Below are 23,057 nucleotides of genomic sequence, written 5' to 3'. Positions count from 1 at the left end.
AATAATCATGGAATTCAATAAAGCATACAACCGTCAGGAGTTTGCGAACTTCCTGTATAACAGTTTTCTACCGAATGATTTTATTCCGGAGTCAACCCCAGTGTCGTTTAGGACAAAAATGAAATATAGCACTCAAGCTGTAAAGTTAGGTGCTTCGGCATTGCTTGATTTGGTTGTTTATGAGGTCAGACATAAATCAAAGCATGATGCAAGAGTTTCTCTTTCAAAAGAAGCTTTCCGTATGCTTGCCGATGAAATGGAGGATAGGGCGTTAGTCGTATTTGTTCCTGAAGACAACAATGACAATTATCGTTTTTCGCTAATAGAGATTACACTCAAAGCGAAAGAGGACTCAGCGCGTATAACCCGGAATTACAGCAATCCACGTAGATATAGTTATTTCTTGGGAAAAGGTATCGCTTATTACACTCCGAATAAGTATCTGAATGAGAAAGGACGTGTCGTTAGCCCGGAAGATTTGCGTAGCCGCTTCTCTGTTGAGGTTCTTACAAAAGAATTCTATCAAGAACTTAGTGACTGGTATGCTTGGGCTATTAAAATCATACGCTTTCCTAATGACCTTAATGACAAGACGGATGATGACAAGTATAACAACGAGAGCGCAATCCGTCTGATTACCCGTTTGATTTTCGTGTGGTTTTTGAAGCAGCGCCATCTTATACCTGATGAGTTCTTCGACGAGAAGTATATTGCCGATAATCTGATTAAGGACTTTAATCCTCATGTTAAAGTTGATTTGTTTTATAAATCAAATGAAAGCAGGTATTATAAAGCCATTTTGCAAAACCTGTTTTTTGCAATGCTGAATAGCCCGATTACGCCTGAAGGTAGTACTGATTTGTCAGAGCGGCATTTCAGGAATGGGCGTGGAGATTACGACAATAACAAACTAATGCGTTATGAATCATATTTCAAGAATCCTCAGTTGTTTGTCGATTTGGCGAACAAGACCGTTCCTTTCTTGAATGGAGGTTTGTTTGATTGCTTGGACGAGAAGGATAAAGACATATATTACGATGGCTTCAGCGACCGTGAAGCCGTAAAGAAGTCATTGGTAGTTCCTGATTATCTTTTCTTCGGGGAGGAAGTCGGCAAGAACATTGACCTGTCGGAATGGTATGGCGACAAGAAAAAGAAGAAGGTTTCCGCCCGTGGCATTATCGACATTCTGAAGCGCTATAACTTTACCGTCGAAGAGAATACTCCGTTTGACCAAGAGGTTTCGCTTGACCCTGAGCTGTTGGGTAAGGTGTTCGAGAACCTATTAGCTTCATATAATCCCGAAACGCAAACTACAGCCCGCAAGCAGACAGGGTCGTTCTACACGCCTCGCGAGATTGTGCAATATATGGTTGACGAAAGCCTTGTTGCGCATTTGAAGCGGACTGTAGGCGAAGAGCTTGAACCTCAATTCCGTCAACTGATGCAATATACAGACGACGAGGTGGACTTGACCGATGAACAGCGGAAACAGATTATGCTGTCGCTTTATAACTGCAAGGTTCTTGACCCCGCTTGTGGCTCGGGTGCTTTTCCTATGGGTATGCTGCAACAGATGGTGCATATCCTCAGCCGCATTGACCCGGACAACACTCAATGGAAAGATATGATGCTCAACAAGGCTATCAATGAAACGTCTGAAGCCTATCGTACTGCTTCTTCTGAAGAACGACACGAACTCATCACCGATATTGAGCGGAGCTTTGACGAGAGTGTCAACCGTCCCGATTATGCCCGTAAACTTTACCTGATAGAAAATTGCATCTATGGCGTTGATATTCAGCCTATCGCCATCCAGATTAGTAAATTGCGTTTCTTCATTTCCTTAGTCGTTGACCAGAAATCAAACAATAATCCAGTTGAAAACTTCGGTATTCGTCCGCTCCCGAACCTTGAGGCGAAGTTTGTGGCAGCCAACACATTGATAGGCTTGAATAAGAACGATGCGACGCTGTTTGATACTGATGCAATTCGTGCAAAGAAGGAAGAACTGAAAATTGCCAAACACAAAATCTTCGGAGCAAAAACAGTACGCACCAAGCGCAAGTATCGTCAGATTGTAAATAATCTACGTCTTGAAATCGCAGATATGTTAGAGGATTGTGGCGCTGTTGGCAATGCTGAAGCACAACAGTTGGCATCTTGGGATATGTTCGACCAAAATGCATCTTCGCCTTTCTTTGACCCTGAATGGATGTTCGATGTCAAGGAAGGATTTGATATTGTAATCGGGAATCCACCGTATATAAGTGCACCTGCGCAGGTAGTAGATGCACAACTCGCAAAACAGCGTAAAGCTATTACCGATTCCAAAAGGTTTAAATCTTTATATCAAAAATGGGATTTATATGTTCCGTTTATTGAATTTGGCATGAGTTATATGTGCAAACCAGAAGGCATATGTACCATGATTGTTCCATATCCTCTAACCAATCAATTATATGCAAAGATTTTACGAAAGATGATAATTTCATCATTTGATATGTTTGAAATTGTTGACTTGAATGGAACTAAAATATTTGAAAATGCAACAGTCAGCAACTGTATTCCATTCATAAGAAAAAGAAAAGGCGGAAAAACTGTTATTTCACATATAGATGACATAAAGTCAATTCATCAATCTTTCGTGAAAGAGTATAAAAACTTAATACAGGACAATGTTAATTATGTATGGAATCTTACTCAAGAGATTCGGATTGGCTCACGTCATCCCAAATTTAATGTGCTAGGTGATTATTGTTATGTAAGTTATGGATTACGTTTAAATTCTGATGAAAAAAAAGCAAAAGGAGAATTTGTTAAAGCGGATTTATTAAGTGAAACAGAAGATTCTATTCATTGCCGAAAACTCATTGAGGGTAAAGATATTGAAAAGTATCATATAAAAAAGTTTCATTATGTAGAATGGGATACTTCTCGTTGCCCATCAAAATTAGTACGTCCAACTTTTAAAGAGTTTTATAATCATCCTAAGATTTTTTGTAATTATCTTGGTAAATTAGCGTGTACATTGGATTTTGACAACTATTATATCCACACACATTTATTAACAGGCGTTGTATTATGGAAAGATTTAGAAGGAGTTAATAACAAAAGTATATTATCAAGCGTGAAGAAGTTTAGTAGATATAATCGAAAAGAAATGGAAAATCTATCTAAAGAAGTAGATTTACGTTTTATATTAGGTATTATGAACTCCTCATATGCTTCGATACTTCTGCGTGATTTAAGAGGTGGAGATTATCATATTTATCCAGACCATATTCGTAATTTGCCTATTGCCCCAGCAACCAAAGAAGAGCAACAACCGATCATAAATCTTGTAAATATAATTCTAGCAGCCAAAGAAGCAGATCCAAATACCGATACTTCATTGGAAGAACGTAAAATTGACATATTGGTATATCATCTTTATGGCTTAACCTATGATGAAGTTTTAATCGTTGACCCTCAAACACCTATAACCCATGAAGAATATGAAAAAGGAGGCAGTTTATGAAACTACAACTATGCGCTGAAATAGAGGGACACTTTTTACTTAAAAGTAAAGTAGAAGCAAAACGTAATCAATATGATTTTGAAATATTTGAAAAGGAAGGTAAATATTTTATTAGTATTACTAAACCTGTCAAAAATTATATGGATTATGCCCCGAAATTATATGTAAAAGATGGCGTAATTCATATAAAAGCTACAAAGCCAGAAATCTATAAAGATATGGCGGAATGGCTTTATTATATAGAAGCTATGGGCGCATTTAATTTTGAAGTAACAAAAATCCATATTGACGAGTTGGAAGTGAAATGGATCTATGAAACTGAGGAAGAAAAGGGTTCAATACCAATAACATCATTGAAACGAAATAAGAAGAAGCACAAAGCCAGTAAATATTTATCAGATAGGAATCTATTAAATCTTATTTTGTTTAGAAAGATGCTGCCAGAAGCACATATACCATTCAGTTATTATAGGCAGGCAAAAACTTTTTTCGATAACGATAATTACTATTTTGCATTCATAAACTACTTTATGATGCTTGAGTTTTGTTTTGCAGATGGACATTTTCATAAAAAGGATGTGATTAATAGTTTTAAAAAATCAATATTATTAAAACTGTGTGTCTTGTCTGCAATCTCTATGATAAAAAATGATTCTAAAGTGGAGAATTACAAATGGTTGATGGAAGAGTGTAAAGTTAGACATAAAGATGTTAATTTTGAAAGCGTTATATATTTGTTGATTGAGTATAGAGGTTTATTATCTCATGCTTCTGAACGCTCCAATAAATATCTTTTCGACAATTATAAGCTAAGACCATTAGCTTTTATCACGAGTGTTATATGCTTTTTGCTCTGTGAATATATTCAGGTTTATTCGTGTTCAAGCAAAGAAGACAAACAGAGATTGATAAGTGAGAAAATAAACAAATTAGAACAAGAGCTTTTTGCAAAAGAATAGTAGTATTATGTCACGATTAAGAGATTTATATAAAGCAATGGAAACCCTGCGTAAAGATGGGCTTCCCGTAGACGAGAATCTTGAAAAGAAGGCTAACGAGTTGGAGGAAGATATTATCAAGAAAGAAATACTCCCCGTGTTGAGCAAAACAATAGAACCGGCCTTGCAACCTGTAAAGCGAGAATTGGTATTAGTCGTAGATTATGTGCCGGGACAACCTTTAAGCGTTCACCTTAGCCGTAAACGAAACTTTACCGCAGAACTGACGGACGCAAAAGAAATTGTGCTTGACCCAGAAGTGTTGCATAAAAGTCATAATCCCCATTCTGACGAAAAGTTTGAAAGAGGACCGGCTAAAGATTTGTCAGTAATCTTTCCTGATGGAACCGTAATAGCAGAAAGAAACGCAGCGGAAACCTTGTTCGCATTTGTAAAAAGGATTGGCGTAGCAAAAGTTCGCAAGGTGGTGGAAGAGTATAATCTTAAGTTTAATAAAGTTCCTGTAATATCAAACCGAAGAGATACAAAATACGGAAAAAGCCAGAAAGATTTAGGCGGGGGATGGTTACTTATCACCCATAGCAATAATAGGACGAAAAAGACGTTTATAGAAAAGGTATCAGAGGCTCTACATCTTGGCATTAAGGTCATTCTAAAAGAGTAAAACTGAGCATTGAAGATTTATGGTTAGAGATTAGCTTGCCCGTTGACTGAATTATTTTTTGCCTCTTTGTGGCGGACGCTTACTGTTTATTGTATTTCAGTGGGGTGGTGCTTACGGTTTCCACCTGCGCTCAGTAAATTTGCAAGAGGCATCCTTTTATAATGTGAAAGATTGTCTTTCAAAAGGCGAAAAGCCATGTCTTGCATACCGAAAGAATACCATTTGAAACTGTAACTATCGCCGTGCCGCTCATAATAATTCCACTGAAGGGTTAGCTTGCCGTTTACATAAAAGCATGTAGTCAATCCCATATAAGGCACATACCGTTTCTCCTTGGTTGCTTTTCACGTAACATCGCAACGAAGTACAACATCAACATTAGTCCCCCTTCATCATTGTTTCTTTTTATATTTGCATCGTTTTATTGCTATTATATCTAAAACATTGCATTAATTTCATGCAAAAACATTATCTTTGTGCTTGGATTAGATGCAAACGGAGCGAATGGAACAGTTATATGAATTTTTTAACAGGAAGCTGAAAAGCGCCCCTACAGACTTCCTCAGATACAAGTACGACAGGATAAAGTGGGACGGAAGGGCGTTCGGAATTGTAGGGCCGAGAGGTGTCGGCAAATCGACAATGCTCCTGCAATATATTAAATTGAACTTAGATATGGCCGATACTCTGTACGTATCGGCAGACCACATATATTTTTCCGAACACAGACTTGTAGACCTGGCCGATTACTTCGTCAAGATGGGAGGGAAGCACCTTTTTATTGACGAGATACACAAATATGATGGCTGGGCGAGGGAGGTAAAGCAGATTTATGACAGCTATGAGGATTTGCAGATAGTCATCTCAGGGTCGTCAATACTTGACATATACAAGGGTATGGCTGACTTAAGCCGGAGGTTCCCGATTTGCGAGATGCAAGGGTTGTCGTTCCGTGAGTACCTGAATTTGTTTCACGGCATAAATGTTCCGACATACAGCCTTGACGAGATATTGAGCAATAAAGCCGTATTGCCCGACGTGAAACATCCTTTGCCTTTGTTTAAGGATTATCTTCGTAAAGGGTATTATCCATTCGGGCGGGATGAGGAATATGAAATGGAGTTACTTCAGGTAATAAACCAAACAATGGAAGTTGACATCCCTACACATTTGCAAGCCAATGTGTCTTTGGGAAAGAAACTGAAAAGCCTCTTGATGGTTGTATCAAAGAGCGTTCCGTTCAAGCCTGTAATGCAAAGGTTGGCCGAGGCAACAGGAATAAGCAGGAACGACATCCCAGATTACCTCGTCTATATGGAACGTGCCGGAATGATAACCCAGCTAAGGAACTCTACCGGAGGGATTCGCGGCTTGGGAAAGGTGGAGAAACTGTATCTTGACAACACCAACCTTATATATGCCCTTTCGCCTGAACATGCTGACATAGGAAACGTAAGGGAGACGTTCTTCATGAACCAGATGAGGGTGATGAATGACGTTACAGGTTGGTCCATTTCTGACTTTGAGATAAACGGCAAGACTTTCGAGATTGGCGGAAGGAAGAAAGGGCAGAAGCAGATAGAAAACGCCGAAGAAGGTTATATCGTAAAGGATGACATCGAGAGCGGGTATGCAAATGTTATACCTCTTTGGGCTTTCGGATTGAATTATTAATATGTTCTGCGTATAGATAGTATTTCAACTTTAACGTTGATTTATAATACTTTTATTTGCTAATTTCCAATTTTAATATTATATTTGCGGCAAAAATAAGTTTGATGGCGACAGAAAATGAGGTTAGACGTTTCTTGCAACAATTCTTTCAGAAGGCCAAAACATTTGGACTTTACTTCAGAGATGACAGAGGAAAGAATATGCAAACCCTCTTAGACTTGGATATTACACCAAGGCAGCGAAAGGAAATAATAATGCAGTTGGAGGTTTCTAATTATGTTGACGGCCCGTTGGAAGATACCCTGTATAGAAAAGGAGAAATGTGGGTGTTCGGGAAAGAAGTCAAGCATAATGATGTCTATATAAAAATATCAAAAGGTTTGGAAGAGTGTGGGGCATTTTGCATTTCCTTCCATATTGCAGAACGTCCGCTTAAATATAAATTCAAATGATATGAAAATCAAGAGTCCGTTTACCGGTGGTGATGTAGAATTAGTCGCTGAATTGCGTAAAGCTACATTCCGGAAAGAAGAATTTGAATACACGCATTTGTGTTATAAGTGCGTGGATACGAACGAAATGTTTACTACGACGGAAATGGATACGGTAAACACAGCTCAGGTGTTTAATCAGTACCGTTTAAGATATGGTATCCCGTTTGCAGACGAATTGAAACCGTTGCGCCAGAAGTATGGTTTGTCTGCATCCAAGATGTCATTGATATTAGGGTTCGGCGAAAATCAGTACCGTTTGTATGAAAACGGCGAGATACCGAATGTGGCTAACGGTCGTGTTTTGCGCAGCATTCAAAGTCCGTATTCATTTGAAACGTTTGTAGACGCGGCAAGAAATGTATTGTCCGAAAAGGATTATGAAAGCATAAGGCAGAAAATATCGGAACTGAAAAAAACGCAATATACACAGGAATACTTTGTCAAGAAATCCATTTTTGGTGATGCTGTCCGAAACAAATTCAATGGATACGCAAAACAGTCAGTAAGCAGGCTGAAGAATGTAATCCTGTTTTTTATAAACAAATTCAACGGCGTATATACAACGCAGATGAACAAGTTGCTGTTTTATACTGATTTTGCATCGTATAGAAATTTCGGTGAAGGAATGACCGGACTTGCGTATAAGGCAATACAATTCGGCCCCGTGCCTGATAGATGGGACAAAGTGTACAGCCTCATTGATGACATCCATCCGGAAATTATAGATTTCGGTAACGGGAATGCGGGCACTAAACTCATGTCGGAAATTCAATATGATGAGTCATGTTTTAGTGAAGAACAGCTGGATTTACTAAACAATGTATATATGACATTCAGGAATGACAATGCGACCTCACTGTCAAACATGAGTCACAAAGAACAAGCATGGATAGAAAATCAGACCACTCATTCATACATTGATTTTTCGTATGCGTTTATGTTGCAGGCAATATAATTTGTTTATAAAAAGATAAAGCAGTGTTCCTATTGATCTGGAATGCTGCTTTTAATAATGACAGATTCTAAAATATTTGATGAAAAATTAGAATTGTATAATCATACTTGCAAAGAAAGCAAGGTGATATTAGAAAAGGCTAAGCGACAGGTAGAACAAATAGTATTAAGTAATTATTTTGTCATATAAGCACATATAAGTAATAAATTCAGAATCATGAATGAGTTGTTTTCAAAACGTATGGGAATAAACATTCTTGCGCAACAGATAAAAATCAGGTACGAGGCACCGTTAGAATTACGAAACTATTTATTGCTATTGATGGAGCAATATTTCGGGTTAAAGATAATCCGCAAAATAGTCTGCTTTGCGACAAAAGAAAGTCCAGATCCGAATAATTGGAATGAAAATGAATTTATGAGAAGCGAAGTTCAAAGTGTTATAGAAAGTTGTCATTGGTCACGTGTTTATGATATTGTTGAACTTTTCTATCAGAATTTAGACTTGAATTGTCAAAAAAGTTTTAGTCAAGAGGTAAATGATTATTTCTCGGAAAAAGGTATAGGATGGAAACTTGAGAATGGGAAAATAACTATACGTTGTGAAGATTCTTTTGAAACAGTCTTAAAAGAGGTTGAAATCGAATTAGATGAAAAGGAGCTTAGCACATCATGTAATGAAATAAAAGAAGCAATAAAAGACTTGTCAAGAAGACCCAAAGCGGAAATTACAGGTGCAATCCAACATTCAATAGCAGCACTGGAATGTGTTTGTAGGGTAGTCAGTGGAGATGAGAAAGACACATTAGGAACTTTAATTAGTAAACATCCTAACATAGTGCCTTCACCTCTAAATGAAGCCATCAAAAAGATTTGGGGCTTTTCTTCAGAACAGGGTAGACATTTACGTGAAGGATGTGAGCCGTCTTTTGAGGAAGCGGAATTAATGGTTCACCTATCAGCATCATTATGTACATATTTAAGTAAAAAACATATAAGATAATTAAAGGTGTAGTTGCCATAAAAAAGATTATTTCTTATTATGGCTTTTATATTTTAGGTTGAGAAAATGAACAGCTGTACTTTGTTAATTAAATTTAATATTAAGTTGTGTCTTGCATAAAATGTATCAATGTGTGCATTTTTTCTACCTAAAATGCGTATATTTGCCAAAAATAGATATGAATGGAGATATATAGAAGCATATTGAAAGACCTTGCAGCATGGAAGGACAGCAGATTCCGTAAGCCTTTGGTACTTCAGGGTGCAAGGCAGGTAGGCAAGTCGTGGGTTCTTAACAAGTTTGGTAAAGACTGTTTTGACAACTGCGTATATGTCAATTTCGACACAATGCCTGAAATAAAGCAGGACTTTGCCCGTACCAAAGACCCAAAACGCTTAATTAACGTGCTATCGATGGTGTCCGGGATGAAGATAGAACCTGGGCGAACTCTTGTAATACTCGACGAGATACAGGAATGTAACGACGCCCTGAACAGCCTTAAATATTTTTGTGAACAAGCACCAGAGTATGCCATTGTTTGTGCCGGGTCGTTACTTGGCGTGGCATTGAACCGTCAAGAGGCATCGTTTCCTGTCGGCAAAGTTGATTTCATGCACATGTGTCCCGTTTCGTTTTCCGAATATTTGGCTGCAACAAACCCAGACTTGGCGGAAATATTACAAGGCATAACAGACATTGAACCTCTACCCGAAGTAATCCATTCAAAGTTGGTTGACGCATATAAAACCTATCTCGTACTTGGCGGAATGCCCGAAGCCGTAAGCCGATACGCAGACACATACGATTGGAAACAGGTTGATGCCATTCTGCAAAACATCCTCATAGCATATTCTCTTGACTTCTCCAAACACATAGCGGCAAGGGATATTCCACGTGTTTTCGCCGTATGGAATAATATTGAAGGACATTTGGCGCGTGACAACAGGAAGTTCCGCTACACGGAAATACAGAAAGGGGCAAGAGCACGTGAATATGAAAACGCTATCGAATGGTTATGTCTTGCCGGTCTTACGCACCGTGTGTTTTGCGTCAACACTCCGCGCATTCCTTTGGCAGCATACAAAAACAGTTCATACTTCAAGATGTATCTTTCCGACGTAGGATTGTTACGCTCTAAATTCCGTCTTGAACCTACGTCAGTCTTGCTTGGCGACAGGCTGTTTACAGAATTCAAAGGCGTGTTGTCAGAGAATTATGTCTTGACTTCTCTTGTACGGCAGTTCGGTGAGGAGCAATTCTACTGGTCATCCGGTAATACTGCGGAGATAGAGTTCATGCTGCAATATAACGGTAGTATTATACCAGTTGAGGTTAAATCAGGAAACAGTGTAACTGCCAAAAGCCTTTCAGAATACAGAAAGAAATATGAACCAGATATAGCAATACGTTTTTCGACAAGGAACTTACGCAAGGATGACAACCTGATAAACATTCCACTATATCTTACCGATAGGCTGAAAGATTTTCTATAAACACTCAAAAGTCGGATTATGTGCAGCTTTTCTCTTTGTAGGATGACATTGTTCATGGTTAACAGAATGCAGGATTTTTTCTTTCAATATGATACATATATAAATATCACCCTGAAATCCATGTAAAAAAGCTGCATTTCTTTCTCTTTCGTTTGTCGTAGGCACACGCCGCATGAGTGGATGATTATATTGTTGTTTACATTTGCCTTCGGTTTTCTATGAAGTCCATGATGATAAAACAGGAATATATTAACTTGTGATTTGCGTTGTTCATCAATTATGTGTATATTTGCAAAGAGGACAAATGTTGACTTATTGTTGACTGATAGATATAAACAAGTTCTCAAGAGAGTTCGTTAAATGGTTGATACACAGCACTTTGGCTTTTAGCTCAGTTGGTTAGAGCAACAGACTCATAATCTGGAGGTCCCAGGTTCAAGCCCTGGATGGCCCACGTTGAAAATCAGGCACTTACGAGAAATCGCAAGTGCTTTTTTCTTTGTCTGCGTAAACAATGCGTAAACAAACGGTTTGAGTTGGCTCTGTTTACACATAGAATTTCTATGAAAACCCATGCCATTCTGTAACATAATTCATTGAAATATTCTGTTAATGTGACAATACTTGGCGGTTAAATAAACTCAAATATATTCTATTTACACCTTGATTTATAGAATAATATCGTACTTTTGTATCGCGTAATGCATTTGTGGCAAGCCATGACCTTGGTGGTGCTCTTTCTTGAAAAAGAAAAGTGAGTTTGCCTAACCGCCGTGGGAGGGTTATCCCATTCCGATGGATCAATGCGTAGAGGGAGTGCCAGTCGGAGGGTACTCTATGACAAACGAAACGCGAGAGTTGCTTCAGGGGTTGAGACCGATTAGCATAAGCCCGGTTACCAGTCAGCGACAGAAGCCAACGAGATTGCACCGCTGCATATAACAACGATGTTTTTATCCGCCTGAGGATAGGGACTCTGTGGTTATATGCAGTGTTTTGTATATGTATGCCTCACATTGCAAAGCGTCTGTATTCAGAGGTTATGTTGAACATAAACAATGAATGCAATGGAAAAACTGACAAAGTCTCTGTCGCTTTTCAAGGAACGGAACTGTTCTGTTTCTGTCGTGTTGGACTCACGTACTCGCAGGAAAAATGCGTGTGAGTTTCCGTTATCTCTCCGTTTCACGATAGACCGCAAGTGCTTTTATCTTACCGTTGGAAGTTCTTTCACTGAAAGAAAGTTCTCAGACATTTGTAATGCGACTAAATGCAAGAGCGAGAACTACAAACTTCAAAAAGAGTGGAAAGATAGCTTTGTCCCCAAATACAAAGAAATTCTGATGAACCTAAACAAAGGTGGTATCCTGACATTTGAAATGGTACGCCAATGTATCATGGGTGAGGGAGTGATGCCATCCAAAGAAGATACGACCAAGGCACAAACCTTTGTTGGTGTATGGGAACAAATCATCCATGAATTACGGACAGACGATGGTGGCGCACGTTTTACCACAGCAGAGAGCTACGAATGCGCACTCAAATCATTCAGAAAAATTCTCGGAAGCAATATGATTAGAGGATTCTGCATCAGTGCTGCAGAAATTCAGAAGTGGAAAGACGGAATGCATGATGGAGTAAAAGACGAGAATGGGGCGATAGTCGGGAAAATCAGCGATACTACCGCCGGGATTTATCTCCGTTGTTGCCGTGCTGTATGGAACAGGTGTATACATGAAGGCTATCTCAAAGATGTTCCTTATCCTTTTTCTAACAAGAAGGAGAAAGGGCTTGTGAGCATACCCAAGAGTGCAAAGCGCAAACAGAGCTTCCTGAATGTCTGTCAGATGACGGAGCTCTACAACCTTTTTGTCTCAAAGAAATATCCCGAACATTGGTCGGAAGAATATACCCAACGTGCCCACTACTCATTGGGGTTGTTTCTTGCCCAGTACCTGTGCAACGGCTTTAACATGGCAGATGCAGGACGATTGACTTACGATAGTTATTATTATCAGACAGATGGCAAGGCTTTCCGTTTCAACCGAAAGAAAACTTCCCGAAGAAGTGCTGACGGTTCAGAAGTAATCGTTCCCATTATCCCTCCTTTACAATATGTGTTAGATGAAGTGGCGGCACCTCCGACTCGGGGTGGCTTTGTTTTTCCTCATATATTAAAAGGTGCGGAAACAGAAGAGTTGCGCCGTAAATATACCATGCAGGAAAACTCAAACGTAAAAGACCGTGTTATCAGGATATGCCATGAAGCATTGAATTGGGACAAGTCCATCTGTCCGTCCGGTACATGGTGCCGGCACTCGTTTGCCACCAACCTGCATAATGCCGGAGTGGATATGGATTATATCTCGGAGAGCATGGGACATGCTTCTTCAGACCATGCCATTACTCAAATCTACATCGAGCATTATCCTATCGACATACAGATGCAGAACAATTCAAAGCTACTAAACCTGGGTAATACTTCTGAAAGGGATGCTCTGTTGGCAAAGCTGGCAAGCATGTCCACAGAAGAATTGCTCAAACTGTTCAGACAACCTTAATACCATAAGACAATGAAAAATTTCATAGAAAGGATAAAATCCTATTCCAAGAGAAAGGACACTGCAGATATGGCTATCCGTGCATGGAAATCAGGCAATGAAGAAGTATATACCAACTTTTGTAAGCGCATAGATGCTGTGGCTAAAGGAGGTATAACTGTTCTGATGGACATGTACCAGATGATGCGGGACTGCACACCACCCGAAGCCTTGATGATGTACAATTGGCTTTCAGATTTTGCCAACGGGAAGGATGTACCAGACATCGCAAACCGACAATGGGCTGGCCAATATACCGAAACCATCGCCCAATGTATTACAAACAAACGGTTGTGGATAGGTATCAACGTAAAAACGGGGACAATTGAACTGCTTACTTCTCCGAAATCAGGGCTGCTGATGGTTCATTCTGAAACGCCTATTGAAATCTGGAATCACCTGCCATTGGCAATGAGAACCTACTTGACTGTACAGTTGGATTTGCTTATGAGAAACAGCAAAGGTTGTTATCTGTTGAGTAAACTGGAAAGAAAAATGGTCTATCAGTTCCTGGCCTATATCTCTCAAATTGTTTTCCTCTCCCATGCGGTGTTTATTGGTGGATTTATGGCTAACCTCTATGACCGTGTGATGGAAAAGAAAGAAGACTTGGCTTATTGCGTGTACTATTTCGTGGTATTTGACCACGGTCTTTCACGTATGGCTAAGTTACTTGACCATCTGCTGAACAGTGAAGAGGTTGACCATGGTGATACGCTTTTGGTAAAGTCATGCGTTACCATGCTTGTCAATGGAAGTATAGAGATGGGCACAGAAACCAAAGCGGATTGGGAAGATACTGTAGAGAAGTGTAACCCTGAAATATGGAAGGAAGTTATATTTGCCTTGCGAAAAGTCAAAGGTAGACGTGGGAACAAAAAGGTTATGCAATCATTGGATGATATCCTCATTGGGGACAAGGAACGCATCAAGCAAGGAATCTGTTTATTCCTTGAAGAGAATACCGAGGACATAAGCCTTGCCTATCTGTTGAAATCATTGGCGAAAGCGGGCAGAATAAAAGCGTCTACAAAGTACATGGCATTCCATCGTGCCATAGAACAGTTCTCTCAACGGCATTACGGACACGATATACCACAGAAGCGATATGGCGAAATCAAGGATATGGTTTTAGACTTGCCTCAAAGAGGGAACAGCTTCGTCAAGGCAAAACGAATAATAGACCGATGGACGGACTTTTTCATCAATAACGGGTAGTTGGGAAATCTAGCTATTCGTTTTTTACTGCAAACATCTGTTGTAATTCGGTCGGTAAAATTAAGCTATAAATAAACCGACCGATACGCAGAGTTTCATACACTACTTTTGCTTGTGAAATCGGTTTCACAGAGTTGAACCGAAGCTTAAAGTATCTAATAACTAAACAAGTAAAGGTATGGAAGAAAGATTCAATTTTAATCAATTACTTCAAAAGCCTATCGCCATGATGACTGGCGAGGAGCTTTGCTTTCTCATCACAAAAAGTGTAGAGTCCACCGAGAAATCCACATCCCCAATGGCCTCCAAAGGCAACTATTATGGCATAGAGGGTATTGCCCGTGTGTTCGGATGCAGCGTACCCACGGCTAACCGCATTAAGAAGAGCGGCATCATAGATAAGGCTATCACGCAGATAGGAAGAAAAATCGTTGTGGACGCAGACCTTGCACTGTCTTTGGCAAAGGAATCAGGTGGCATCCGCATCAAAGAATAGTGGTATGGAAGAGAATTGGAAAAAGAATCTGGCAACAGACAATAATGGGAATTTTGTTCGCTCCATCAGCAATCTTAGGCTCATTTTTACGCTGGACGAAAATTTGAGTTTGATAAAGTATGACACCTTTTGTCAAGACGATGTATGTTTCAGCCCTTTGTTTCGCAACGTCAATGGCAACAAGGTTGATGAGGAATCAGCAGGAAAGATACAGGACTATTTGGAAAGGACATACAGATTGCATCTGACACAGAATAAGGTATTCGAAATGCTAAAAACGACCTCTTCGGAACGGAGTTTTAACCCAGTACAGGATTTTATCACCCAAGAGACATGGGACGGACAGCCTCGCATAGCCACAACCCTCATTGACTATTTGGGAGCTGAGGACACGCCGCTTGTTAAGGAACAGACAAAATTGTGGTTCGTTGCGGCTGTCGCCCGAGTCTTCAATCCCGGTTGCAAGTTTGACAACGTACTGACTCTGCCTGGTCCGCAAGGTATCGGGAAAAGCACCTTTTTCAAAACCATCAGTGGAAAGTGGTTCAACGATTCATTCTCTTTTGCCAGTGGTGACAAGGAAAAGGTAGAAACCATAACCAATGGCTGGATTATTGAAATCAGTGAACTGAATGGTTTGAAACGGGCGAATGATGCAGAGGCAGCCAAAGCTTTCTTAAGCCGTTGCAGCGACTATATGCGCCCGGCATACGGACATAAGGTTGTGGAGTTTATGCGGCACAATGTCTTTGCGGCTACTACCAATGAGACAAACTTCCTGCAAGGGGATAACGGAAACCGCCGCTGGTGGATAATTCCGGTAAAAGGTAATGGCCATGTTTCAGAATGGCTGGATGCGCTACAACGTGTTGTTCCTCAGCTTTGGGCAGAAGCATACGCCTATTATCGGCAAGGAATGAAACTTTACTTGACACCCGATATGGAAATTCAAGCCAATGAAGTGCAGGTGCAACATTCCAATATTCTTGTTGATCCCATCATGGAAGATCTGGAAATGTATTTGGAGCGTGAGATTCCCGTCCAATATGCAAGTTGGACCATTCCGATCCGACAGGCTTATCAAAAGGGAGCATACTCAGAACCAAACTCAACAATGACCACACTCAACATGGTTTGTGCCCGGCAGATTATAGAGGAAATGCCCAATGATTTGGTCAGACGCAATCCTGCCAAATACACATCACAATATATCAATCGCCTGATGGCCATGATTCCTAATTGGAAACGGAGTGATCAGGAAAAGGTCAAAGGGTTGCATCCTGCCTATTGTGACAAGACCGGACGGACAAAGCATCCGTGGGTGAGAGTGGACGCACCAAACGAAGAAGTCTGTACTTCATTACCTAGTGAACAGGAGCTACCATTTTAAATCTCAAACTAAGGGAAAAGAAGAATATCTGTCCCTTTGTCCCTCTTTCCCCCTAAAAAGAATGAAAACAAAAGGCAAATAAAAGAGAAAGTTATAAGAAATGCTTGGGACATGGGACAAAATGAATTGACAGTATGAGAAAGGAAGAACTTATCAAACAGTTACAAGAACATGAACCGCTACTGGCAAACGCGGTCAGCCACATGGTGGAGTATATTCAAGACCGTTACCCTGCGGCATATCCAAGCAAGGCACAGACCGAAGCTGTGAATGATTATCTGCGGAGCGTCTATGCAGATGGGGACGGCAGCATGTCAGAGCGGAACCGCGAACATCGACGTATCGCTTCGCAGAACATCACTATTGCCGCCATCCGTGTATTGGATAGTCGCCAACTTGACAGACTGCAAGACGTACTTGACCATATTGCGTACGATAGGGAGTATTATATGCCGGAGAGAGGACATAAAATGCACCGCTGACTTTCTCTTTTGGCTGTACCATTTATAAAATATCTTCAAACAGACAGATGATGAAAACAGACTTGAATTATTGTATAGTGCTTTCGTCAGAGCAGCTTGCGTATCTGGCAGGAAGCAAATACGGCATTGACCGCATGAAGATTCTGCACCGACTTATTGAGGAGGCAGTGTTGAAAGAAACCGATTATGCCATAAAAGGTTTCTCCACAACCTTGCAAGTGGGGCAAGCCGTTCTTTCAGAAGTGGATTTAGCTAACAAGTTGGGCTATGACAAAAAGACCATATCCCGCGTGCTTGACAAGATGAACCAGTTGGGAATTGTCGCATCCACGCAGAGTAATCGGACAAGCATCCATACGCTGAAATGTATATCGGCATGGATGCAGGGCGGAAACCGCATAGACAATCCTTTTTATGTCCGACTGAAAGACCGGCAAAACGATAAGGAGGATATGCCTGCTATATCAGATGAAGGCAAACAGCCTTCTCCCTCTTCTTTCCCTTCTGTTTCAGTTATCTCACAGACTGTGGCAACGGAAGATTCCGGCAGAGATGTTTCGGCTAACAATCAGATATAGGCGTACCCAAAAGGAGGTGTGTCCGAAGCTGTTGTCTGCAGTATTGCAAGAAGTTCCTATGTCGCACAAATTCGCTTCGCTTATTCGTACCACATAGGCATATTCCGGCAGTCGCAAGCTCCCACTGTGATGACCCTTTTTATTGATGTTTCACCCATAACATAACAGAGCATGAAGAAGAAAAAGAATGCCGACAAGGAAGTTGATGAAGAAAACGAGAAGAAAGTCACAAGGCGCACTTTGCGGCTTGAAGCCAGGGTGACGGAACAGGAATATACCCAAGCGGCAGAACTAGCCAAGACCTGTGGTTTATCCATGAGCGACTATGTGCGCCGCACCGCCTTGGGGCAACATCCACGGCAACGGTTGTCTGACCGCGAAGTGAAAGCCCTGTGTAGTCTGACGGATGCAAGGGGTGACCTTATCCGTATTGCAGCAGCCGTGAAATCTATCCAAGCAGACAAACGGGCAATGTATTTCAGCGATACCCGATTTGTAGAACAATGGATGAGAGCCGCTACTCAACTTATCAATCGTTGGAGCCAGATAGAAAATTATCTTACTGAATAAATTCCCTTACCCGTTATGATAGCAAAAGCTTCTACCATATCGCATGGCGCAAATGCCATAAGATATTCCGTTAACAAGGAGAAAGCGGATATAGTCAAAGCTAACTTCTTGCCCGATGATATTTCGCCGGAAGCGATGTACGGACGAATGATGCTCGTGCAGAAAAAGTTTGCAGAGAACATCAATAAGGGCAGACCGCTTGGCAGGAATGTGATAAGAATTGAAATTTCCCCATCCGAGGAAGAAAGCCGGGATTGGACGATGGATGATTGGGAATGTTTGTCAAATGAGTTCATCCGCGTGTTTGATTCTATTGACCTATCCGGCAAGACCAAGAGGGCTTCCTCAAAACAGACCAACCTCAAAGGCTCGCAATACATAGTCGCCCTGCATCGTGATTCTAAAAGTGGCATTCTCCATCTGCACATTGATGCCAACCGTGTGGACATGGGCGGAAAAATCAATGACAGTCATAAGATTGGCGAGAGGGCTGTCATGGCTGCGAACATCATCAACGAAAGACGAGGCTGGGTACAATCTGAAGAAATAGGCATACGTCACAGACAAGAAATCTCAGACAGTTGCATGGAGATACTCCGCACGATGGATGAATTCAGTTGGCAGAGGTATGAAATGGGACTGGTGAAACGGGGCTATAAAGTGCACCTGCAAGAAAAAGACGGTGGCGGAATTTATGGCTATTCTATCAAGCGTGGCAACTCAATTTATAAATCATCCGTGTTGGGTATCGGGCGAAACCTGACTCCATCAAAGATTGAGGCTACTTGGGCAAAACTACATCCGCAGGAAAGGAAATCCGATCCGGCAAAGCCTGTTCCCCAACAAACACGGACAGCAGATACGATTCCTATTATACAATCTTCGACTGCTCCGCAGCCTGTTATGAAGCATTACGATATAGCGACAGACGAATATCACAGTTTCCATGTGGCGATACCAGAATCCGCAGACAATATCATACGTCAGGATTGCTCTTTAGAAGAAGCACATCCGTTGGCTAAGATTGAAGAAATACAGCACACGGCTCTTTTGCTCTTTGCCGGGTATTTGGATGCTGCCACAAGTCTGGCGGCATCAAGTGGCGGTGGCGGTTCTGACACAAGTTGCTGGGGACGGGACAAGGATGAGGACGAACTTGAATGGGCACGCCGCTGTGCAAGAATGGCAAACAGCATGTGCAAGCGCAAAAGGGGACTTCATAGATAAACGAATTATTAAAAGGCAGAAATCATGGGAATTGGAAAATCAAAAATCACTCCATCAATAAACATTGATGATATGTTGAAAAAGGCTGAAAGCAATCATGAATTAGAGGCTGAAAAGCAGGATGCAGACAAGCGGCTCACAGAAATCCGTGAAGCAAAAGAGGCATTGTTAAAAATTCATCAAGATCTTCTGGATGCCATTAAAGCTGAGGGGGAGGCTGCGATGATATTGAAGACTGCGATTGATAGTTCTGACAATATCGTCAATGGTATTTGCAATGCGATTATAAAAGCAGAACGAAATACGCGGTTCAAAGCAACCATAAAGTCGGAACATTTTGCTCAGCTTCAAGAACTCTTAAACCAAGCTGTCAAAGCATGGAAAACAATATTGGAAAATCACCGTTCTGAACAGATGAAGATGTTCTCTGAACATGAATCCAATATGCGCAAAATCCTTAGGCGAAATGAAGGTGTTTGGTTCTCTGATTTCTGGATGAAAGTATTGGTGATATTTTTGTTCGTTTATACGGTGGTATTGGGACTGGTTGTATATTGTTCCACATGAGGTATCATGTACGATGCCATCCAATATGGACGTTTTTTTGCCTCTAACATGCTCCAGTCTTTACCAACAACTTGTTAGCAAATTAAAAAGCAAAGTTCGGAAAAGCAGCTGAACTTCGCCGCTATTTTCTTAGATACCTCTTTTTGAATAATCAATACTTTCATTATATTTTAATCAGGTTTGGAAGATTGAAGTTCGTGTAATCTCCATTCATGATTGCGCCATTTGAGAAAATGGTTAAACCGTCTTTCTTTACGCCATGCTGTTTATGGATATGGCCAAACAGATGTAAGCGAGGCTTTATTTCTTCTACTCTCGCTAGAAGTTCTGCCGAACCATAGTTTATCCCATCGTCAAAATCAAGAATTCCATAGGGCGGACAATGGGTAATCAATACATCTGTGTCGGCAGGTATGGCTACATAGTTACGGGTCTGACGATCAGAAATACAATCTTCCATGAACATGGGAACACCATAGAATTTAACTCCGTCAATTACCACACTGGAATTACACAAATAATGCACATTCTCATCCAACCCGTCTATTTTGGCTTCATACAGGCAGGCATCGTGATTGCCACAGATAAAAATCTTGTGGGAATAAGGGAGGTCGCAAAACCAGTTCATAAAATCAATGGCTTCTTGCTCGCTCCCGTTCATGGTGAAATCTCCAGAATGTATAAGGATGTCAGCATCGGGCAGCTGTGTGAGCCGCCGATGCTGACTGTGGGTGTCGGAGAGGTGGAGGATATTAATTCTGTTGGTCAATATGTTTTTTTGCATCCCTATAACGGTCTATGCATTGATTCATTTTATCAATCAAATCATTTTCATCTTTTATCTTGCTGCCATCAATAGTCAGGTCGTGAGTTTTTAATCTTTCATCTTCACAAAGACGTTTATTTTCCTCATACATATCAATCCAATTCCAATGTTGCCATTGGAACAAGTAGAGAGCTCCCTCTTTCTCATATTGGAATCTGATGTTCCACCCCAAAAACATTTTATAGGGCTTTGTGTCAAGCATTGCTCCATGCAGCAGTGCTATTTTATTTTCATCTAACAGCTTGCTTAATAAGGCATCCCGATTGCCCAAGGTGAGGATTACGCCTTCACTACTTGGGTATAAGCAAAATCCATCGTGTGTCCACCTAATATAGTATCTGTCCGATTTTACTCGGCTTTGAGTCCATTCTATAATATTAGTATTTACCAACTTGTCAAAAGCAATATTTCGGTAGTCGTCAGGATCTTTTAGCTGTAACATTGTGTTTATGCTATCTCCTGATAACAAATGATGAATGGCATTAGCATATAGCAATGAATTATCAGTTGCGCCTTTCCGAGTCAATATGTTGCCTTTCCAAAGTTGAGCGGAACATCCAAAGATATATTTGTCATGATAAGTATAAGACTGTATTTGTTCCCACCATTGGTCACAATATGACAGGAGAATTCTATTGGCCTTAGCTTCTCTTTTATATTCCAATGTCAAGCCATCGGAGCTGAATATCAATTTGCTATTCGCAAACTTAGGCGTGAAACAAGTCCAATCATCCCCACTATAGGCATCCTTGAACAAGAAACGGATTGCGCCTTTGAAGAACGCGGTGCTTTCAGCCTCAATGATGGCCGACTCCCAATTCCAGTCCTTTTCATCATCCCAGTCCATTGGCCTTTCTGGGAGTCGCGCGGGCTGTGGGTGAAGAATTTGTTTGGCCTTGGCTATTTCCTCAGCCAATTGTTCAGGAGACGCTTTTGATTGTATTTCGAAATCCTCGCTTGTCAGATATTCATAGATGTCTTCTGCGTGTTTGCTCAATTCATCTATTAATTTCAGACGAGCGACCATTGCGTCAACCCTATTTATCGTGGTGTTCTCCGATAAATTGCACACCACTCTCATCCACCTTCCGAAGCGACGCTCATTGAACGCTGTACAGGATTCCAAATACCGGCATATCCCGAAGAACACGACCCTCTGTGTTTGAGTGAGCGTGGAAATGGAGCCTTCTGTGTATCGGGGAATGAAATCAAACTTACAGAACCACTGTGGCATATATTCACTGATTTCTTCCTTGACCTCTGCCAAACGCTCGAAAAGGGAACTTAGATTCTCCAAGACTTCTGGCTTTGAGAGGATGGAAGAATAGATGCTAAAGCCATTATCATAGCGAAGCGACGAATCGTCAGATACCGTTCCATATAGTTTCCATTCTTTTGATGTGTCCTTTGCGTCATTATATATGATAGCGCAATTCAAGAAGTAACGGTTAAGGAAAGCGAAGTAAATCCTGTCAATATCTCCATTGCTGTCTCGGTTCTTCCAAAAGACATCCGTCCATTCAGTGTCGAGTTTTATAGGAATGCCTTTTTCGGTATTAAGAAATCTTCCCCAAGTATCATCCTCTTTTGCCTTATCTTCAATGTATCCGATAAAATCAGCCTTGAAATTCTCGAATGAAGTGAGTTGCTTACCACGAGCGTTCATTTTGATGTACAAGTCATCCGTTAGCTTAAAGTCTTTAAGATTAAGATAATAAAACACGATAGGTGCATTTTCAGAAGTCAAAGCTGTCCAATAACTTTCAAAACTCTCTTTGTTTGCGTCAAACAATTCTTCCAAGCCATCAATAATATCGTTACCTTGTTTATCGTTAATCTTTGTGCCGCCAATCATTCTCAACATTGATTGTATGGTTGGGTCTTGCTTCCAGGAAGAGTAAAACCAAGTACGGCTGGTTATGAAATCCACAATTCCTATGTTGCCTTCATATTCTTCAAAATTTTGGGGTATGCATAGGTTTCTGCAAAACTCCCTTGAAGATATTCGCGTCTCGTATGTGAAATTTCTCAGCCTTACAGAGGCTTCTTCGAGCTTGCCAGCTCTGAGTGCCACGTACCAATGAAGCAGCCATAGCGTGGTAAGTCTTTGTTGACCGTCAAGTGGAGATAGTTTGCCTTCGTCTTCGGAACCATAAACAAAATCAAGTTTCAATGCAGATTCCGGCAATTGATAGTCTAATGCCTGCTTTAGATTCCCAAGGAAATTATTGCGCAAGTATTCTTTGCCCAACCTGCCCTGTGCATAGTCGCGTTGTATTATCGGAATTTCTATTTGGTAATTGCCGATAAATTTCCAGAATGAAGTTGCTTCGTTTGTCATT

Annotated in this window: 19 protein-coding genes and 1 tRNA gene; 18 read left to right on the top strand and 2 right to left on the bottom strand. The window is 40.8% G+C overall.

Going from position 1 to position 23,057, the window contains the following annotated elements; all coding sequences use genetic code 11:
• Nucleotides 1-7 precede the first annotated feature (7 nt).
• The 18 genes from H6B30_RS00200 (at nucleotide 8) to H6B30_RS00115 (ending at nucleotide 19,889) form a co-directional block, all read left to right on the top strand.
• Entirely contained in the window at nucleotides 8-3,520 is a 3,513-nt protein-coding gene (locus tag H6B30_RS00200) for an Eco57I restriction-modification methylase domain-containing protein (RefSeq protein WP_205106715.1), read from the top strand.
• The gene (locus H6B30_RS00195) at nucleotides 3,517-4,479 is read left to right on the top strand and encodes a hypothetical protein (RefSeq protein WP_205106713.1); all 963 of its coding nucleotides are present in this window, start codon (nucleotides 3,517-3,519) and stop codon (nucleotides 4,477-4,479) included. The genes H6B30_RS00200 and H6B30_RS00195 overlap by 4 nt, the downstream gene beginning before the upstream one ends.
• A gap of 7 nt (nucleotides 4,480-4,486) precedes the next feature.
• Complete coding sequence (locus tag H6B30_RS00190) at nucleotides 4,487-5,143, top strand: protein kinase family protein (RefSeq protein ID WP_205106711.1); 657 nt, start codon at nucleotides 4,487-4,489, stop codon at nucleotides 5,141-5,143.
• 504 nt (nucleotides 5,144-5,647) lie between these two features.
• Nucleotides 5,648-6,817 carry an ATP-binding protein gene (locus H6B30_RS00185; RefSeq protein ID WP_205106709.1) on the top strand — a complete coding sequence of 390 codons (1,170 nt, stop codon included), beginning with the start codon at nucleotides 5,648-5,650 and terminating at the stop codon, nucleotides 6,815-6,817.
• A 104-nt stretch (nucleotides 6,818-6,921) separates the two neighbouring features.
• On the top strand, nucleotides 6,922-7,269 hold the full coding sequence (locus tag H6B30_RS00180; RefSeq protein WP_205106707.1) for a toxin: 348 nt from the start codon (nucleotides 6,922-6,924) through the stop codon (nucleotides 7,267-7,269).
• Nucleotide 7,270: 1 nt separating this feature from the next.
• A complete protein-coding gene (locus H6B30_RS00175; protein ID WP_205106705.1) occupies nucleotides 7,271-8,266 on the top strand; it encodes a type II toxin-antitoxin system antitoxin SocA domain-containing protein in 996 nt (331 codons plus the stop codon).
• A 216-nt stretch (nucleotides 8,267-8,482) separates the two neighbouring features.
• Complete coding sequence (locus H6B30_RS00170; protein ID WP_205106703.1) at nucleotides 8,483-9,268, top strand: AbiJ-NTD4 domain-containing protein; 786 nt, start codon at nucleotides 8,483-8,485, stop codon at nucleotides 9,266-9,268.
• A gap of 182 nt (nucleotides 9,269-9,450) precedes the next feature.
• Nucleotides 9,451-10,761 carry an ATP-binding protein gene (locus tag H6B30_RS00165; protein ID WP_205106701.1) on the top strand — a complete coding sequence of 437 codons (1,311 nt, stop codon included), beginning with the start codon at nucleotides 9,451-9,453 and terminating at the stop codon, nucleotides 10,759-10,761.
• 380 nt (nucleotides 10,762-11,141) lie between these two features.
• Nucleotides 11,142-11,215, top strand: a tRNA-Ile gene (locus tag H6B30_RS00160).
• 613 nt (nucleotides 11,216-11,828) lie between these two features.
• A complete protein-coding gene (locus H6B30_RS00155) occupies nucleotides 11,829-13,322 on the top strand; it encodes a tyrosine-type recombinase/integrase (RefSeq protein WP_205106699.1) in 1,494 nt (497 codons plus the stop codon).
• A gap of 12 nt (nucleotides 13,323-13,334) precedes the next feature.
• Nucleotides 13,335-14,579 (top strand): DUF6043 family protein, encoded by a 1,245-nt coding sequence (locus H6B30_RS00150; RefSeq protein WP_205106697.1) that lies wholly within the window; start codon nucleotides 13,335-13,337, stop codon nucleotides 14,577-14,579.
• A 178-nt stretch (nucleotides 14,580-14,757) separates the two neighbouring features.
• Nucleotides 14,758-15,075 (top strand): DUF3853 family protein, encoded by a 318-nt coding sequence (locus tag H6B30_RS00145; protein ID WP_205106695.1) that lies wholly within the window; start codon nucleotides 14,758-14,760, stop codon nucleotides 15,073-15,075.
• Nucleotides 15,076-15,079: 4 nt separating this feature from the next.
• Nucleotides 15,080-16,465 (top strand): virulence-associated E family protein, encoded by a 1,386-nt coding sequence (locus H6B30_RS00140; RefSeq protein ID WP_205106693.1) that lies wholly within the window; start codon nucleotides 15,080-15,082, stop codon nucleotides 16,463-16,465.
• Nucleotides 16,466-16,599: 134 nt separating this feature from the next.
• The gene (locus H6B30_RS00135) at nucleotides 16,600-16,947 is read left to right on the top strand and encodes a hypothetical protein (protein ID WP_205106691.1); all 348 of its coding nucleotides are present in this window, start codon (nucleotides 16,600-16,602) and stop codon (nucleotides 16,945-16,947) included.
• A 50-nt stretch (nucleotides 16,948-16,997) separates the two neighbouring features.
• Nucleotides 16,998-17,525 (top strand): hypothetical protein, encoded by a 528-nt coding sequence (locus H6B30_RS00130; RefSeq protein ID WP_205107119.1) that lies wholly within the window; start codon nucleotides 16,998-17,000, stop codon nucleotides 17,523-17,525.
• A gap of 171 nt (nucleotides 17,526-17,696) precedes the next feature.
• The gene (locus H6B30_RS00125; RefSeq protein WP_205106689.1) at nucleotides 17,697-18,095 is read left to right on the top strand and encodes a plasmid mobilization protein; all 399 of its coding nucleotides are present in this window, start codon (nucleotides 17,697-17,699) and stop codon (nucleotides 18,093-18,095) included.
• 15 nt (nucleotides 18,096-18,110) lie between these two features.
• Nucleotides 18,111-19,322: a relaxase/mobilization nuclease domain-containing protein gene (locus H6B30_RS00120; RefSeq protein ID WP_205106687.1), complete on the top strand. Its 1,212-nt coding sequence runs from the start codon at nucleotides 18,111-18,113 to the stop codon at nucleotides 19,320-19,322.
• 24 nt (nucleotides 19,323-19,346) lie between these two features.
• Nucleotides 19,347-19,889 (top strand): hypothetical protein, encoded by a 543-nt coding sequence (locus H6B30_RS00115; RefSeq protein ID WP_205106685.1) that lies wholly within the window; start codon nucleotides 19,347-19,349, stop codon nucleotides 19,887-19,889.
• A gap of 163 nt (nucleotides 19,890-20,052) precedes the next feature.
• On the opposite strand, the gene H6B30_RS00110 is transcribed toward H6B30_RS00115, so the two are convergent.
• Nucleotides 20,053-20,646, bottom strand: coding sequence for a metallophosphoesterase (locus H6B30_RS00110; protein ID WP_205107117.1), 594 nt, complete (start codon nucleotides 20,644-20,646; stop codon nucleotides 20,053-20,055).
• Nucleotides 20,642-23,056 (bottom strand): DUF262 domain-containing protein, encoded by a 2,415-nt coding sequence (locus H6B30_RS00105; protein WP_205106683.1) that lies wholly within the window; start codon nucleotides 23,054-23,056, stop codon nucleotides 20,642-20,644. Before H6B30_RS00105 ends, H6B30_RS00110 begins: the two co-directional genes overlap by 5 nt.
• Nucleotide 23,057: the final 1 nt, after the last annotated feature.

This window comes from Marseilla massiliensis, assembly GCF_016899955.1.
Classification (GTDB): domain Bacteria; phylum Bacteroidota; class Bacteroidia; order Bacteroidales; family Bacteroidaceae; genus Prevotella; species Prevotella intestinigallinarum.
Note: the sequence above shows the minus strand (reverse complement) of the source record. Positions and strands in the feature narration are given on the sequence as shown.